Genomic DNA, 14,849 nt, shown 5'->3' on the forward strand with positions numbered 1-14,849 from the left:
TGAAACCCAGCTTACCCTGCGCGCACTGGCAAGCGACGACAAGGCTACAAATTCGGCGCCAGCAGGCGCTGCAACTCGCCCAAGTCCATGCCGCGGCGCTGCGCCAGGTCTTGCAGCTGGTCTGGACCTATCCTGCCGACGTTGAAGTAACGGCTTTCGGGGTGGCTGAAGTAAAAGCCGCTCACGCTCGCCGCTGGCGTCATGGCCAGGCTGTCGGTCAGGTGCATGCCGATGTCGTGCGCCTGCAGCAGCTCGAACAGGCCGCGCTTGATGCTGTGGTCGGGGCAGGCCGGGTAGCCGGGCGCAGGGCGGATGCCGCGGTATTGCTCGGCGATGAGTTGCTCCACGCTCAGCGCTTCGTCGGCAGCGTAGCCCCAGAGCTCGCGGCGCACGCGCGCGTGCAGCCATTCGGCGCAGGCTTCGGCCAGGCGGTCGGCCAGCGCCTTGAGCATGATGGCGCTGTAGTCGTCGTGCTGGCCCAGAAATTCGGCCTCTTTCACGTCCACGCCCAGGCCCGCGGTGACGGCAAACGCGCCCAGGTAGTCGCGCAGCGGCGCCCGGCTGTCGATTTGAGCATCATTTTGGCCGCTGGCGCTTGTTGCGCCTGCGCTAGCAGCTCTTGATTCAAGAGCATTCTGCATCACTTCACGAGGCGCCACGAAGTCCGCCAGGCAGCGGCTGGGGCGCATCTGGCCGTCGGGGCCGGGCTGCTTTTCGGTCTGCTGGCGCAGGCCGTGCCACACGAGCACGGGCGTTTGCCGCGCCTCGTCGGCATAGAGCGCGATGTCGTCGTCGCCCACGCGGTTCGCGGGCCAAAAGCCGACCACCGCGTTGGCCGTGAGCCAGCGGCCAGCGACGATCTTTTGGAGCATGGCCTGCGCGTCGGCAAACACGCGCTGCGCCTCGGCGCCCACGACCTCGTCGTGCAGGATCGCCGGGTATTTGCCCGCCAGGTCCCAGGTCTGGAAGAACGGCGTCCAGTCGATGTAGGGCACCAGGTCGGCGAGCGCAATGTTGCGGAACACGCGCCGGCCGATGAAGTGCGGCACGGGCGGCTGGTAGTCGGCCCAGGCGATGGGCGTTTTGTTCGCACGCGCCTTGGCCAGCGGCCACAGCGGGGTTTGCTTTTTGTTTGCGTGCAGCGCGCGCACTTTGTCGTAGTCGGCGCGCAAGTCAGCGAGGAACTGCGCGCGCTGCTGGCCCAGCAAGCCCTGCGCCACGCCCACGCTGCGCGAGGCGTCGGGCACATAGACCACGGGGCCGTCGTAGTGCGGCGCGATTTTCACCGCGGTGTGCACGCGGCTGGTGGTGGCGCCGCCGATCAGCAGCGGAATCTGGCGCTCGCGGAAGTACGCGTCCTTTTGCATCTCGGCCGCCACGTGCTGCATTTCTTCGAGGCTGGGGGTGATCAGGCCCGACAGGCCCACGATGTCGGCGCCCACCTCCTTGGCCTTGGCCAGGATGTCGTGGCAAGGCACCATCACGCCCATGTTCACGACCTCGAAGTTGTTGCACTGCAAGACCACGGTGACGATGTTCTTGCCGATGTCGTGCACGTCGCCCTTCACGGTGGCGATGACGATCTTGCCTTTGCTCTGCACGGCGACGCCGGCCTCGGCCTGCGCGGCTTTTTCGGCCTCGATGTAGGGCAGCAGATGCGCCACGGCCTGCTTCATGACGCGCGCGCTCTTGACCACCTGCGGCAAGAACATCTTGCCTGCACCGAACAGGTCGCCGACCACGTTCATGCCGTCCATCAGCGGCCCTTCGATCACGTGCAGCGCGCGCCCGCCGCGCGCGAGCACCTCGCGGTAGGCTTGTTCGGTGTCTTCGGTGATGAACTCGGTCACGCCATGCACCAGCGCGTGCGTGAGGCGCTCTTGCACCGTGCCTTCGCGCCAGGCGAGCTTTTTGCTGTCGTCGCGCGCGGCGCCCTTGGCGCTTTCGGCGACCTCGATCAGGCGCTCGGCCGCGTCGGGGCGGCGGTTCAGGATCACGTCCTCGACGCGCGCGCGCAGCTCGTGGTCGAGCTCGTCATAGACGCCTATCATGCCCGCGTTGACTATTCCTAAGTCCATGCCCGCGCGGATGGCGTGGTAGAGAAACACCGTGTGGATCGCCTCGCGCACCGGATCGTTGCCGCGGAAGCTGAAACTCACGTTGCTCACCCCGCCCGACACCTTGGCGCCCGGCAGGTGCCGCTTGATCCAGCGCGTGGCTTCGATGAAGTCCACCGCGTAGTTCGCGTGCTCCTCGATGCCCGTGGCCACGGCGAAGATGTTGGGGTCGAAGATGATGTCCTCGGGCGCAAAGCCGACCTCATCGACGAGGATGCGGTAGGCGCGCTCGCAAATCTCGATCTTGCGCTGAAAGCTGTCCGCCTGGCCCTGCTCGTCGAAGGCCATCACCACCGCCGCCGCGCCGTAGCGCCGCACGAGGCGCGCCTGGCGTTGGAACTCGGCCACGCCTTCCTTGAGACTGATCGAATTGACGATGCCCTTGCCCTGCACGCAGCGCAGGCCCGCTTCGATCACGCTCCACTTGGAGCTGTCGATCATGATGGGCACGCGCGCGATGTCGGGCTCGGAGGCAATGCAGCGCAAAAAGCGCACCATCGCGGCCTCGCTGTCGAGCATGGCTTCGTCCATGTTCACGTCGATGATCTGCGCGCCGTTTTCGACTTGTTGGCGTGCCACGGCCAGCGCCTCTTCGAACTGGCCGTTCAGGATCAAACGCGCAAACGCCTTGGAGCCGGTGACGTTGGTGCGCTCGCCGATGTTGACGAACAAGGTATCGGGGCCGATGACCAGCGGCTCGAGGCCCGAGAGCCGCAGTGGAGGAGGGGAAGCTTGCGTCATGAAAAGACTCACCTGAAAAAGCCAATGCAGGTGAGCGTCGTTGGGCAAAAGGGAAAGCCCGCCAAGCCTGACCGGCTGCGGGCCGGCTGCAACGCTCCTTGGCGGCAAGGGGGCGATTTTACGGGGGCGCGTGGGCGCTCCTGGTAGGAGCTGGGGGCTTTGCTGGGCCGTCGATTGCTATTGAGGAAAGAGCTGCTTGCGCTTTATGTTCCTTGGCAAATGGCCAAAAACACCCAAAATCCCTCTACATTGCGCCTTTGCGTCGCCCGCCATGCGCCGGCACCTGTGAAGGCGCGCAGCGGCGCAAAATTCAGCGAAAGAAGGCGCTCGGCGACTGCCCGAACTGGCGCTTGAACATGGTGGCAAAGGCGCCGGGGCTGTCGTAGCCCAGGGCCAGCGCGACGTCGATCACCTTCTGCCCCTGGGCCAGCCGCTCCAGCGCTTGCAACAGGCGCGCCTGCTGGCGCCAGCGGCCAAAGCTCATGCCGGTGTCGCGCTGAAACAGGCGCTGCAGAGTCTTGGCGTTCACCCCCAGCCGGCGTGCCCAATCGTCGAGCGTCGATGGGTCGTCGGGCCGGCGCTCCAGCTGGGCGCAAATGCGTTTGAGCCGCGCGTCGCTCGGGTTGGGCAGGTGCATGGGCAGCACCGGCAGGGCGTGCAGCTCGTCGAGCAGCAGGCGCATCAGGCGCCCGTCGCGCGAATCGGCGGTGTAGGGCACGGGAACCGCAACGGCCGCCTGAATGAGTTCGCGCAGCAGCGGCGAGATGCCCACCACCTGCGCCTGCGTGGCCAGGCCGGGCGCGGCGTCGGGCCGCACGTACAGGCTGCGCATGCGCAGCGCGCCGATGCTGCGCACCTGGTGCACCGTGCCGGCTGGCATCCAGATGGCGCGCGTGGGCGGCACGATCCACTGGCCGCCCTGCGCCAGCACCACCATCACGCCGTGCACCGCGTGAATCAGCTGGTGGTGGTGCGGATGCTGGTGGTCGCCCGTGCTGCTGCCGGCCGGGTAGTCGGTGGCGCGCGTGGTGACCGGCAGGCGGCTGCCATCGATCTCGGCCAGCGAGGGCGTGCCGAACAGCGGGGCGGAGGGCGGTGGCATGGTGTGTCCTTTTCAGAAAGATAGCTTCCCTAATAGCGCAAGCAAGACACGCATGCTAACCCTAGGATGGGCGCCCATGACTACCGCACTCTCCTCCCACGAAACGGCAGCGCCGATGCCAGCCGCCCGGCCTGGCGTGGCCTTCGGCATTCTGGGCGCCATCAGCGCGTCGCACCTGCTCAACGACATGATGCAGTCGCTGATTCTGGCCATGTACCCTGTGCTGCAGGGCAATTTCAACCTCAGCTTCGGCCAGATCGGGCTGATCACGCTCACCTACCAGGTCACGGCGTCGCTGTTTCAGCCGCTGGTCGGTTGGTACACCGACCAGCGCAGCACCCCCTATTCACTGCCAGTGGGCATGTGCTTTACCTTGAGCGGGCTGCTGTTGCTGGCGTTTGCGGGCCAGTTCTCCACGGTGCTGCTGGCGGCGGCGCTGGTGGGCACCGGCTCGTCGATTTTTCACCCGGAATCCTCGCGCGTGGCGCGCATGGCCTCGGGCGGGCGGCACGGGCTGGCGCAGTCGCTGTTTCAGGTGGGCGGCAACACCGGCAGCGCGCTGGGGCCGCTGCTGGCGGCGGCGGTGATCGTGCCTTTTGGCCAGCGCAGCGCGGCCTGGTTTGCGCTGGCGGCGTTGGTGGGCATTGGGCTGCTCGCGCGCGTCAGCCGCTGGTACGCGCACCAGCACCGCGCGGCCCCGGCAGCGCCGCGCGCTGTGGCGGGCAAGGGCCTGAGCCGCGCGCAGGTGCTGGGCGCGGTCGCGGTGCTGCTGGTGCTGATCTTCTCCAAGTATTTCTACATCGCCAGTCTGTCGAGCTACTACACCTTTTACCTGATGCACCACTTCGGCGTGTCGGTACAGAATGCGCAGCTGCTGCTGTTCGCGTTCCTGCTCGCCTCGGCGCTGGGCACGCTGATCGGCGGCCCGCTGGGCGACCGCATCGGCCGCAAGCCGGTGATCTGGTTCTCCATCCTGGGCGTGGCGCCCTTCGCGCTGCTGCTGCCGCATGCCAACCTGCCGTGGACGGTGGCGCTCACGGTGCTCATCGGCCTGGTGCTTTCATCGGCCTTTTCGGCCATTTTGGTGTACGCGCAGGAGCTGATTCCCGGCAAGGTGGGCATGGTGTCGGGCCTGTTTTTCGGCTTCGCCTTCGGCATGGGCGGCCTGGGCGCGGCCGTGCTGGGCGTACTGGCCGACCACACCAGCATCGAGTATGTCTATCAGGTGGCGGCCTACCTGCCGCTGCTGGGCATCGTGGCGGCGCTGCTGCCCAAGGTGGGCGGCGCCAGGAAGCCCACCTGAAAAATTCCTGATTCGATAGCTTGCAGCGCTCTACCAACAAAGGCTCAATCCATTTTTCGAAACTGACGTGCGCTCAAACGCCGGCGTCCAGCAGCTTGGCGTTCAGCGCCTGCGCGCGCAGGCGCTGCAGCAGCTCCTGCACGTGCGCACGATCGCGCGTTTGCAGCACGAGCTCGATGTCCACGTATTGCCCTGCGAGCGGCGTGAAGGCGCGCTGGTGGTGGATTTCCTGCACGTTGGCGCCGGCCTCGGCCACCAGGGCGGTGATGCGCGCGAGTGAGCCGGGCACGTCGCGCGTGCTGACCACGAGGCGCACGAGCCGCCCGCTGCGCACCATGCCGCGCCCGATGATGGCCGCGAGCAGCAGTGGGTCGATGTTGCCGCCCGAGAGCACCAGCCCCACTTTGCGCCCGGCAAAGCGCGCCCGCTGGCGCAGCAGCGCGCCCAGGGCCGCCGCGCCTGCGCCTTCGGCCAGGGTTTTTTCGATTTCGAGCAGCATGACGATGGCCTGCTCCACGTCGCCCTCATCGACGAGCAGCACCTCGTCCACATGCGCGCGGATGGCCGCGAGGCAATGCGCGCCGGGGCCGCTCACGGCGATGCCCTCGGCGATGGTGCTGTCGCCCTGCGGCAGGGCGCTGCCCGTGAGGGCGTTGAACACGCCCGGAAAGCGCATGGTCTGCACGCCCAGCACTTGCACGTCGGGGCGCAGCGCCTTGGCCGCGGTGGCCACGCCGCCGATGAGCCCACCGCCGCCCACGGGCACGACCAGCGTGTCGATGGTGGGCTGCTGGGCGAGCATTTCGAGCGCCAGCGTGCCCTGGCCGGCCATGATGGCCTCGTCGTCGTAGGGGTGCACGAACACCAGCTGCTGCGCGGCCGCGAGCGCCTGCGCGTGCGCGCGTGCGGCGTCCAGCGTGTCGCCGTGCAGCACCACCTCGGCACCGAAGCTGCGCGTGCGCGCCACCTTTACGCCGGGTGTGAAGCGCGGCATGACGATCACCGCCCGAATGCCCAGCCGCTGCGCATGGAAGGCCACGCCCTGCGCGTGGTTGCCCGCGCTCATCGCGATGACGCCGCGCGCACGCTCCGCGGGGGTGAGCTGGGCGAGCTTGTTGTAGGCGCCGCGCTCCTTGAACGAGGCGGTGAACTGCAGGTTTTCGAACTTCAGGAACACCTGCGCGCCGCAGACTTCGCTGAGCGTGCGCGACTCGACGCAGGGAGTCTCGAGCACCTGGCCGCGCAGGCGTTCGGCGGCTCGTTGGATGTCGTGCAGGGTAAGCATGGTGCGCATGGTAGGCCGGCGCCATGGGCGGTGTGGGCGCAGCGAGCGGCCTCAGCGCGCCGCGGCTGGCAGGCCGAACAGGTGGTCGAACACCCAGGTGAAGACGAAGGTATAGACCAGAAAAAACAGCAGCAACCCAAAGTCCATCGCCAGCGCCTGCCACAGGCTCACGCCAAACCACCAGGCGAGCAGCGGCACCAGCACCAGCGACAGCCCGGCCTCGAAGCCGATGGCGTGCGCCACGCGCCGCGCCAGGCTGCGCCCGCGCACGCGCTGGCGGCGCTCCCAGCGCTCGAACAGCGTGTTGAAGAGCACATTCCACACGATCGCGATCACCGAGCACACGACCGAGATCACACCCGAATGCACCGCGTTCTGCCCGGTGGCCCACATGAAGCCCAGCGCCGAGACGGCGATCGCGATGGCCTCGTACGCGGCGACGAAAATCACGCGCCGCCAAGGGCCTTGCAAGGAGCACAGCAGCGGCGCCGTAGGTGGATGTGGCATGGGGCGAGACTGTAACCCTTGCCGATGCACGCCATGCGCGGGACGGCAATGAGCGCCAGCATTAGGAGGTTTTCGCTCGTTTTAGAGGAGCTGCTTGTGCTTATTGATAGAGCGCTAGAAGGCTAAAACATTACCCGATTTTTGCTACATATACAATAGCTATCCCCGCGCCCGCGCCGCCACGGCGGGCCACTGTGCGGCGAGCTGCTCGCGCGCGCTGCGCCAGCCAATGGCGATGATCTCCTCGACGCGGTCGAACTCCATGAAGCGCACCGCGCCCAGCGGCGGCTGGATCAGGATCTCGGGCGGGTCTTGCTGCAAGCTGGCCTCGGTGATGCGCGCCTGCATGATGTAGAGCGAGCCCAGCAGCACCTCGAAGATGCCGGGCAGCGGCTCTTGCGGCGTGCGGCGCAGCCAGGCGCTGATCTGCGCGAACATGGGGCTTTCCTTGGCGCGCAGGCTCTCGAGCAGGCGCGTGAGTATGGGCGTGAGCGCACCGCCGTTGGTTTTGCCGCGCTCCTTGCCTTGTGCGTCGCTCAGGCCGTTTGTGGTTGCGCTGTTGCCCTCGGCGCCGTTGCCGTCTGCGATACCACCTCTGGCTGCGCCATTGCCGTTCGCACCCTGGCCCTTCACCGCCACGCGGTTGCGCCGGCCGCTCACGATGTCGTGGTTCAGGTCCACCGCGATCACCACCTCGGCCCCCAGCGCGCGCGCCACGCTCACGGGCACGGGGTTGACCAGGCCGCCATCGACGAGCAGGCGGCCGTTGCTGCGCACCGGTGTGACGATGCCGGGCACGGCGATGCTCGCGCGTACGGCCTCGGTCAGCTCACCGCTGCGCGCCACCACCTCGGCGCCGGTCTCCCAGTCGGTGGCCACGGCGGCAAAGGGCAGCGCCAGGTCTTCGATCAGCGCGCCGGGCACGTGCGCGCGCACGAACTCGGCCACGCGCTGGCCGTCGATCAGCCCCGAGCGCGGAAACACCGGGTCCAGCAGCGCGACGATGCCCGCCCAGTCGAGGTTGGCCAGCCGCTCGGCCATGCGCTCGATCTTGCCCGACGCATACACTGCGCCGACCACCGCGCCCATGCTCGTGCCCGCGACGCAGTGCACATTGATGCCGGCCTCCTGCAGCGCGCGCAGCACGCCGATGTGTGCCAGCCCGCGCGCCGAGCCACTGCCCAGCGCCACGCCGACGCGCGGCTGGGTTGCAAGGGCAGGGGTGGTGGGTGAGGGTGACGGCATGGTTTTTTGAAGTTGAAGTGTGCGAAGACAGGCCCGTAGTTTGGCGCAGACTTTGCGTTCATCACGGTTGTCCATGAGGCGGAATTTCCCGATATGCGCGATATATGCCCCGTCATTGCGAGGGCCGTCAGGCCCGCGGCAATCCATACGGCCTTCGATGCGAGGCCTGCACCCCTTGCAAAGCCGGGGCTGGATTGCCGCGCCCCCACGGGGCTCGCAATGACGGGTGTCTTTCATGCCGGGATATCAAAACCGGAACCCACCCGCGACCCAATTGCCTCGCCAGCCGCCTCGCCAACACCCCCAGCCGAACAAGGCATATTCACCCTGCCCATAATGGCGCCGATTTTCCCGCCCCCCGATTGCGATGACCGTGTCCCAGCTGCTGCCCCGCCCCATGCAGGCCCGTGCGCCTGCGTTTTCGTCGCGCGAATTCCGTGCGGCGCTGGGCATGTTCGCCACGGGCGTGACCATTGTCACGGCGCGCGGGGCCGGGGGTGAGCTGGTCGGGTTGACGGCGAGCTCGTTCAACTCGGTGTCGCTGGCGCCGCCGCTGGTGCTCTGGAGTCTGGCGCATGCGGCCTCGGTGCTGCCGGCCTTCATGGCCGGCTCGCACTACGCGATCCATGTGCTCGCGGCCGACCAGCGCGACCTGGCCGAACGCTTTGCGCAGCGCGGCGTCGATCGCTGGGCGGGCGTGCAGCACGCGCCGGGCGTGGCCGGTGCGCCCATCATTGCGGGCGCGGCGGCGGTGTTCGAATGCTTCAACCGCAGCCAGTATGTCGAGGGCGACCACACCATCTTCGTCGGCGAAGTCGAGCATTGCGCACACCGCCCCGGCACGCCGCCGCTGCTGTACCACGGCGGGCGCTTTTACACCGAGCATCCGCTGTAACGCTCTTATAAAAAGAGCTTTTCACGCAAACTGGGTGGGCTCAATAGCTGAAAAATGTGTGCGCTTCAGCGCCCGGCGTCGGGCAGCTCGATCTTCACTTCGAGCACTTCGAGGTTGTCCTGGCGTTCGAGGTGGACTTTGATGTCGTTCGGGTCAATGGCCACGTATTTGGAGATGACGGCCATCAGTTCGCGCTGCAGCGCGGGCAGGTAGTCGGGCTGGCCGGCGTTGCGGCCGCTGCGCTCGTGCGCGAGGATGATCTGCAGGCGCTCCTTGGCGACGGTGGCCGTCTTCTTTTTCTCGCCGAGCAAAAAGGACAGGAAAGAGGCCATGGCTCAGCGACCCCCGAACAGGCGTTTGAAGAAGCCGGGTTTTTCGGCTTCGACGAAGCGCAGCGGTTTGTCTTCGCCGAGAAAGCGCGCGACCACGTCTTTGTACGCCTCGGCCACGTCCGTGCCTTGCAGGTGGATCGCCGGGACGCCCTGGTTGGACGCCTGCAGCACGGACTCGGACTCGGGGATCACGCCGATCAGCGGGATGCGCAGGATGTCCTGGATGTCTTCGAGCGAGAGCATCTGCCCGTCCTGCACGCGGCTGGGGTTGTAGCGCGTGATGAGCAGGTGCTCCTTGACGGGCTCGGCGCTTTCGATGGCGCGGCGGGTTTTGCTGCCCAGCATGCCCAGGATGCGGTCGGAGTCGCGCACCGAGGAGACTTCGGGGTTGGTCACGAGCAGCGCCTCGTCGGCAAAGTGCATGGCCATGAGGGCACCGGTTTCTATGCCCGCGGGCGAGTCGCAGACGATGTATGCAAAGCCCATGTCGGCCAGATCTTTGAGCACTTTTTCGACGCCTTCGAGCGTGAGCGCGTCCTTGTCGCGCGTCTGGCTCGCGGCGAGGATGAACAGGTTGTCGCACTGCTTGTCCTTGATCAGCGCCTGGTTCAGGTTGGCCTCGCCGTGGATCACGTTGATCAGGTCATAGACCACGCGGCGCTCGCAGCCCATGATGAGGTCGAGGTTGCGCAGGCCGACGTCGAAGTCGATCACTGCGGTCTTGTGGCCGCGCAGCGCGAGGCCCGAGGCAAAGCTGGCACTGGTGGTGGTTTTGCCCACGCCACCTTTGCCGGAGGTCACGACGACGATTTTGGCCATGTGTTGCAAAGTCCCTGAGGGATGAGAAGGTGAATGAGTGTCAGATCCGTGAATGGTAATCAAAGCGGCTCGATGAGCAGCTTTTCGCCTTCGAGGCGCACCTGCGCGGGCTTGCCCAGCACTTGCGCGGGCAGGGCCGTTTCGGTGGTGCGGTAGATGCCGGCAATCGACACAAGCTGCGGCTCCATGCAGGTGCTGAAGATGCGCGCTTCGGTGTTGCCGCGCGCGCCCGCGATGGCGCGCCCGCGCAGCGGCGCATAGACATGCACGTTGCCGTCGGCGATCACCTCGGCGCCAAAGCTCACCACCGACAGCACCACGAGGTCGGCGCCGCGCGCATAGACCTGCTGGCCCGAGCGCAGCGGCTTGTCGATCACCACGGCGGCAGCGCCGGGCACGGGCACTTCGCGCACGACCTCGCGTACCACCTCGCGCACTACCTCGACCTCGCGCACGCTGGTCTGCGGCGCGGCCGAGGCGGGCGCTACGGCGCTCGCGCCGCGTTCGCGGGCGGCGCTCGCGTCGGGCGCGGCCACCAAGCCCGCAGCGTGCGCCGCCGCCATCTGCGCCAGGCTGCCGCCGCGCACGGCCACGGGTTGCGTGCGGTGCTGGCGCAGCAGGGCGCCGAGCGCGGCAAAGTCCACGGCCGCGTCGCTCTCACGCAGCGCGGCCAGGTCGATCAGCACCGGGTCGTTGTCGAAAAAACCGGGATCGGCGGCCAGGCGCGCGGTGAGCTCGGCCGCCACCTGTGCCAGATCGGCCGTTTTGAGCAGCACCGCCACCAGGGGCAGCGAGGCGCTTTTGAGTTCAAAGCTGGTGCGGGTCGCGCCCGGGGAGTCCATGGACATGGGGTGGTGCTGTGTCGAGGAAAAGCACTGTGCACCCAAAAAGCACAGGCGCAGCAGAGCCGGCAAGTGTAATGTGCGCGTGGGTACCTCAGACGTCGTGCGTCCAGGGCGGCAGCGGCGCCCCGCAGTGCATGCAAAAGCGCGCCTCGGGCAAATGCCCTTCGCTCAAGCATTCGGGGCAGGTGCGGGTGGTGACGGGGGTGGGCGCGATGCCCAGCGAGGCTTGGCGCTGCGCTGCCATCTCGGCCGTCACGATGCCCGTGGGTACAGCCAGGGTGCCCCAGCCCAGCAGCATCATCACCGACGAAATGAAGCGGCCCAGGTCCGTCTTGGGCGTGATGTCGCCAAAGCCCACGGTGGTCATCGTGGTGATGGCCCAATACACAGAGGTGGGAATGGTGGTGAAGCCGTGCGCCGGCCCCTCGACCACGTACATCAGTGTGCCCAGAACCAGCACCACCATGAGCACGCCGGTAATGAACACCGTGATCTTGCGTCGGCTGGCGTGCAAGGCCAGCGCCAGACCGCGGTACTCGGTCATGTAGGCCGTGAGCTTGAACACGCGAAACACGCGCAACAGGCGCAGCACGCGCACGTCGATCAGCACATGCGCTTCGGGCAGTAGCAGCGCCAGATAGGTGGGCAGCAGCGCGAGCAGGTCGACGATGCCAAAAAAGCTGGTGGCGTAGCGCCACGGGTGCGGCACGCAGGCCAGGCGCAGCAGGTATTCGAGCGTGAACAGCAGCGTGAAACCCCACTCCGCCAAGGTGAAGACGCCGCCCAGGCGCTGGTGCAGCGCGGGCACGCTGTCGGCCATGACCACGGCCACGCTGAGCAGGATCGCCACGATCAGGCCCTGGTCGAACCAGCGCCCGGCGCGCGTGTCCGACTCGAAAATGATGGTGTAAAGCCGCTGGCGCCAGCCCTGCAGGGGGCGGCCCGCAGCGACAGGGCGTGGCGGCGCTGCCTGGGTGCCCCGTTTTTGATACATTTTTCGCTTCCGCTCCACTTCGACCACTCCTTGTCCCATGCTTCCGCTGCTTCACGTCGATGGTGCCATCGCCACCATCACCCTGCGCCGCCCGCGCGTGGCCAACAAGCTCACGCCCGAGGACCTGCCCGAACTCATCCGCCACGTCGCCACCGTCAACCAGACGCCCGGTGTGCTGGTGCTGGTGCTGCAGTCCGAAGGCAAACATTTTTGCAGCGGCTACGACATCGGCCAGGTCGCGCAGAGCCAGAACAAGGGCAGCGCTTTCGGCGAGATGGTCGATGCGCTCGAAGATTGCCGCGCTGTCACCATCGCCGCGATCCAGGGCGGCGTCTATGGCGGCGCCACCGACATGGCGCTGGCCTGTGATTTTCGCGTGGGCACCAGTGCCGCGGAGATGTTCATTCCGGCCGCGCGCCTGGGCCTGCACTTTTACCAAAGCGGTCTGGAGCGCTACGTCAGCCGGCTGGGTGTCGACATGGCCAAGCGCCTGTTCCTGTGCGCCGAAAAGCTCGACGCGCGCGCGATGCATGCCTGCGGCTACCTCACGCACCTGGTCGAAGGCCCCGACCCTGCCGAAACCGTGCGCGCCCTCGTGCAGACACTCGCGGCCATGGCGCCGATTGCCTTGCTGGGCATGAAAAAGCACCTGAACCAGATCGCCCGCGGCCATGCCGACGCCGAGAGCATCGCGCGCGAAGTGCAGCGCAGCGCAGCCTCGCAAGACCTGCGAGAAGGCGGTCTGGCCTGGCAGGAAAAGCGTGCGCCGGTCTTTCAGGGGCGCTGAGCCGACTTTTTTCTCCGCCTCACCACGCCATTCCCATGTCCATCTGGAAAAAACCCATTTCATTGCAAGCGCTGCAAGACGCCCAAGCCAATACTGCCGCCAGCCACCTGGGCATAGAGATCACCGAAATCGGTCCCGATTTTCTGCGTGGGCGCGTGCCCGTGGACGCGCGCACCAAGCAGCCTTTTGGTCTGCTGCATGGCGGCGTGAGCGTGGTGCTGGCCGAATCGCTGGGCTCCATGGGCGCCTACCATGCCTGCCCCGAAGGCCACCACGCCGTGGGCCTGGAAATCAACGCCAACCACATCCGCTCGGCCACGAGCGGCTGGGTCACGGGCACGGCGCGTGCGGTGCACGTGGGGCGCACCACCCAGGTCTGGCAGATCGACCTCGTCAACGATGCCGGGGAGCTGACCTGCACCTCGCGCCTCACCATGGCCATCCTCGCGCCGCGCTGAGTTTTGTAAGTGTGGGTAAATAGGACTTGTGGCGGCGCGACAGGCGCGGTAGCGTATGCGGCATCATGTCCAGCCTCGCACACCCCGCCGCCAGAATCGACCTCTCGGGCCTCGTCGCGGCCGTCGCCCAGGCACCTGACGACGAGAGCCTGAACAACCCGCTGTCGCCTGCGCAATGGGACTTGCTGGGCACTTATTTGCAGCCCTTGACCATTCCGAGCGGGCATGTGCTGTTTGCGCAAGGTTCGGCGGATCGGACGCTGTATTTCATCGAAAGCGGCAACCTGAGCGTGCACTACCAGGACGAAAAAGAGCGCCTGCGCATTGCACTTGTTGGCCCAGGGTCCGTGGTCGGCGAGGGCGCGTTCTTCGCGCACCGGCCACGCAGCGCGACGGTGCAGTCCACCGCGGCCAGCAAGCTCTGGGCCTTGGCGGCGCTGCGTTTTGCCGAACTCGCCAACCGCCAGCCAGCCATTGCCTTGGGGGTGGCGATGGCAGCCGGCGCCGTGATGGCCAAGCGGCTGGGTAACCGGCGGCGGCGCGTGGCAGTGACTTGATGCAACCCGCCCGCTGCGGTGCGGTACCGCGGCTGCGCGCAACTTCGGAGAGCTAAACTAATCAAGCCCACCTCCCCCCGAGAATTGCCGTCATGTCCTTGTTCAGCTGGTTCACCCGTCGCCCTGCCAGACCCTCCGCCGCTTCACGGAACACACCCCATCCTCCCACGGCGAGCCAGGCGCACGCCAGCCCGTCGGCGCTGGGCGCGCCTGCAGGCGCATGGCGAAACGAGCGTATGGAACGGCGCGAATTGCTGTACGCGGTGGTACGAAACGCCATGATCCGCGCGGGTGTGCTGTCGGCCCATTACAAATTCAAGGTGCTGTCGCTCGATCCACGCGGTCACCAGTTTCTCGTCATGATCGACCTGGCGCCCGAGTATGGCGGCCAGGTGGAGCGCCTGGGCACCCTCGAAACCCTGATCACTGACACGTCCAGAAGCCGTCACGACATCCTGGTCACCGCCGTTTATTGGCGCATCAAGGACTTTGCCGCCGCCGCACGTGCAGCGCAGCCCGCGGCAGTGCAAAAGACCCCGCAAACGGCCACGCCAAGCGTCCCTGCCGCCGGTGCGCGGCAGCCCAGCGTCGGTGCGGCGCCGGCCTACGACCCCATCGCCGAGGACGAGGTCGCCGCCTTCAAGCGTGCGCTCGCCAGCGCCGGTGCTGCGGCAAAGCCCGTCGCGGCCAGTCAGCCCGGTGTTCTGGCGCACTCCGGCCCCTTGCTCTCGCCAAACCGTCCCACGGGTTTCGAAAACACGGAACTGGTGGACCTCGACGACCACGCGCACATGCTCGGTAATACCCAGTACGGCGCCCTGACTTGACCGGCGCATCGGGGGTCAGCCGTGGCCCGTTTCGG

Annotated in this window: 15 protein-coding genes and 1 riboswitch; of the genes, 6 read left to right on the plus strand and 9 right to left on the minus strand. The window is 67.0% G+C overall.

The genetic code is table 11. The features are described 5' to 3' along the window. Positions 1-44: 44 nt before the first annotated feature. Both metH and FK527_RS02885 read right to left on the minus strand, forming a co-directional pair. The gene (gene metH, locus FK527_RS02880; protein ID WP_144729532.1) at positions 45-2,858 is read right to left on the minus strand and encodes a methionine synthase; all 2,814 of its coding nucleotides are present in this window, start codon (positions 2,856-2,858) and stop codon (positions 45-47) included. 25 nt (positions 2,859-2,883) lie between these two features. After that, positions 2,884-2,964: riboswitch (S-adenosyl-L-homocysteine riboswitch) on the minus strand. Positions 2,965-3,168: 204 nt separating this feature from the next. Continuing rightward, the gene (locus FK527_RS02885) at positions 3,169-3,960 is read right to left on the minus strand and encodes an AraC family transcriptional regulator (RefSeq protein ID WP_144729534.1); all 792 of its coding nucleotides are present in this window, start codon (positions 3,958-3,960) and stop codon (positions 3,169-3,171) included. Between the two features lie 76 nt (positions 3,961-4,036). Between FK527_RS02885 and FK527_RS02890 the strand changes: the two genes are divergently transcribed. After that, complete coding sequence (locus tag FK527_RS02890) at positions 4,037-5,263, plus strand: MFS transporter (RefSeq protein ID WP_144729537.1); 1,227 nt, start codon at positions 4,037-4,039, stop codon at positions 5,261-5,263. A 73-nt stretch (positions 5,264-5,336) separates the two neighbouring features. On the opposite strand, the gene FK527_RS02895 is transcribed toward FK527_RS02890, so the two are convergent. The 3 genes from FK527_RS02895 to FK527_RS17455 form a co-directional block, all read right to left on the minus strand. Further along, positions 5,337-6,548, minus strand: coding sequence for a threonine ammonia-lyase (locus FK527_RS02895; RefSeq protein ID WP_144730004.1), 1,212 nt, complete (start codon positions 6,546-6,548; stop codon positions 5,337-5,339). A gap of 51 nt (positions 6,549-6,599) precedes the next feature. Beyond that, positions 6,600-7,055: a PACE efflux transporter gene (locus FK527_RS02900; RefSeq protein ID WP_144729539.1), complete on the minus strand. Its 456-nt coding sequence runs from the start codon at positions 7,053-7,055 to the stop codon at positions 6,600-6,602. A gap of 159 nt (positions 7,056-7,214) precedes the next feature. After that, positions 7,215-8,300, minus strand: coding sequence for a patatin-like phospholipase family protein (locus FK527_RS17455; RefSeq protein ID WP_144729541.1), 1,086 nt, complete (start codon positions 8,298-8,300; stop codon positions 7,215-7,217). Between the two features lie 373 nt (positions 8,301-8,673). Here FK527_RS17455 and FK527_RS02910 point away from each other — a divergent pair, with 373 nt between their 5' ends. Then, positions 8,674-9,195, plus strand: a complete 522-nt coding sequence (locus FK527_RS02910; RefSeq protein WP_144730007.1) for a flavin reductase family protein — start codon at positions 8,674-8,676, stop codon at positions 9,193-9,195. 65 nt (positions 9,196-9,260) lie between these two features. Here FK527_RS02910 and minE read toward each other — a convergent pair whose 3' ends face one another. The 4 genes from minE to FK527_RS02930 form a co-directional block, all read right to left on the minus strand. After that, entirely contained in the window at positions 9,261-9,527 is a 267-nt protein-coding gene (minE, locus tag FK527_RS02915; RefSeq protein WP_144729543.1) for a cell division topological specificity factor MinE, read from the minus strand. A gap of 3 nt (positions 9,528-9,530) precedes the next feature. Continuing rightward, entirely contained in the window at positions 9,531-10,346 is an 816-nt protein-coding gene (minD, locus tag FK527_RS02920; RefSeq protein ID WP_144729545.1) for a septum site-determining protein MinD, read from the minus strand. Between the two features lie 59 nt (positions 10,347-10,405). Then, positions 10,406-11,194: a septum site-determining protein MinC gene (gene minC, locus FK527_RS02925; RefSeq protein ID WP_144729546.1), complete on the minus strand. Its 789-nt coding sequence runs from the start codon at positions 11,192-11,194 to the stop codon at positions 10,406-10,408. 88 nt (positions 11,195-11,282) lie between these two features. After that, the gene (locus FK527_RS02930; RefSeq protein WP_144729548.1) at positions 11,283-12,185 is read right to left on the minus strand and encodes an ion transporter; all 903 of its coding nucleotides are present in this window, start codon (positions 12,183-12,185) and stop codon (positions 11,283-11,285) included. 37 nt (positions 12,186-12,222) lie between these two features. Between FK527_RS02930 and FK527_RS02935 the strand changes: the two genes are divergently transcribed. From FK527_RS02935 to FK527_RS02950, 4 genes are all read left to right on the plus strand, one after another. Then, positions 12,223-12,972, plus strand: coding sequence for an enoyl-CoA hydratase/isomerase family protein (locus tag FK527_RS02935; RefSeq protein WP_144729549.1), 750 nt, complete (start codon positions 12,223-12,225; stop codon positions 12,970-12,972). A gap of 35 nt (positions 12,973-13,007) precedes the next feature. Then, positions 13,008-13,430: a hotdog fold thioesterase gene (locus FK527_RS02940; RefSeq protein WP_144729551.1), complete on the plus strand. Its 423-nt coding sequence runs from the start codon at positions 13,008-13,010 to the stop codon at positions 13,428-13,430. 65 nt (positions 13,431-13,495) lie between these two features. After that, positions 13,496-13,987 carry a cyclic nucleotide-binding domain-containing protein gene (locus FK527_RS02945; protein WP_144729553.1) on the plus strand — a complete coding sequence of 164 codons (492 nt, stop codon included), beginning with the start codon at positions 13,496-13,498 and terminating at the stop codon, positions 13,985-13,987. A 236-nt stretch (positions 13,988-14,223) separates the two neighbouring features. Then, positions 14,224-14,814, plus strand: a complete 591-nt coding sequence (locus FK527_RS02950) for a hypothetical protein (RefSeq protein WP_342778953.1) — start codon at positions 14,224-14,226, stop codon at positions 14,812-14,814. Positions 14,815-14,849 lie beyond the last annotated feature (35 nt).

Origin of the sequence: Extensimonas perlucida, assembly GCF_007655255.1 — a bacterium.
GTDB lineage: Bacteria > Pseudomonadota > Gammaproteobacteria > Burkholderiales > Burkholderiaceae_C > Extensimonas > Extensimonas perlucida.

Bases quoted from the DNA above. Each gene is read 5' to 3' on its own strand.
- FK527_RS02935 (WP_144729549.1), top strand. From the start codon at position 12,223: ATGCTTCCGCTGCTTCACGTCGATGGTGCCATCGCCACCATCACCCTG.
- FK527_RS02890 (WP_144729537.1), top strand. From the start codon at position 4,037: ATGACTACCGCACTCTCCTCCCACGAAACGGCAGCGCCGATGCCAGCC.
- FK527_RS02900 (WP_144729539.1), bottom strand. From the start codon at position 7,055: ATGCCACATCCACCTACGGCGCCGCTGCTGTGCTCCTTGCAAGGCCCT.
- FK527_RS02945 (WP_144729553.1), top strand. From the start codon at position 13,496: ATGTCCAGCCTCGCACACCCCGCCGCCAGAATCGACCTCTCGGGCCTC.
- FK527_RS02940 (WP_144729551.1), top strand. From the start codon at position 13,008: ATGTCCATCTGGAAAAAACCCATTTCATTGCAAGCGCTGCAAGACGCC.
- minE (WP_144729543.1), bottom strand. From the start codon at position 9,527: ATGGCCTCTTTCCTGTCCTTTTTGCTCGGCGAGAAAAAGAAGACGGCC.
- minC (WP_144729546.1), bottom strand. From the start codon at position 11,194: ATGTCCATGGACTCCCCGGGCGCGACCCGCACCAGCTTTGAACTCAAA.
- FK527_RS02930 (WP_144729548.1), bottom strand. From the start codon at position 12,185: ATGTATCAAAAACGGGGCACCCAGGCAGCGCCGCCACGCCCTGTCGCT.
- FK527_RS02885 (WP_144729534.1), bottom strand. From the start codon at position 3,960: ATGCCACCGCCCTCCGCCCCGCTGTTCGGCACGCCCTCGCTGGCCGAG.
- FK527_RS02950 (WP_342778953.1), top strand. From the start codon at position 14,224: ATGGAACGGCGCGAATTGCTGTACGCGGTGGTACGAAACGCCATGATC.
- FK527_RS17455 (WP_144729541.1), bottom strand. From the start codon at position 8,300: ATGCCGTCACCCTCACCCACCACCCCTGCCCTTGCAACCCAGCCGCGC.
- FK527_RS02895 (WP_144730004.1), bottom strand. From the start codon at position 6,548: ATGCTTACCCTGCACGACATCCAACGAGCCGCCGAACGCCTGCGCGGC.
- metH (WP_144729532.1), bottom strand. From the start codon at position 2,858: ATGACGCAAGCTTCCCCTCCTCCACTGCGGCTCTCGGGCCTCGAGCCG.
- minD (WP_144729545.1), bottom strand. From the start codon at position 10,346: ATGGCCAAAATCGTCGTCGTGACCTCCGGCAAAGGTGGCGTGGGCAAA.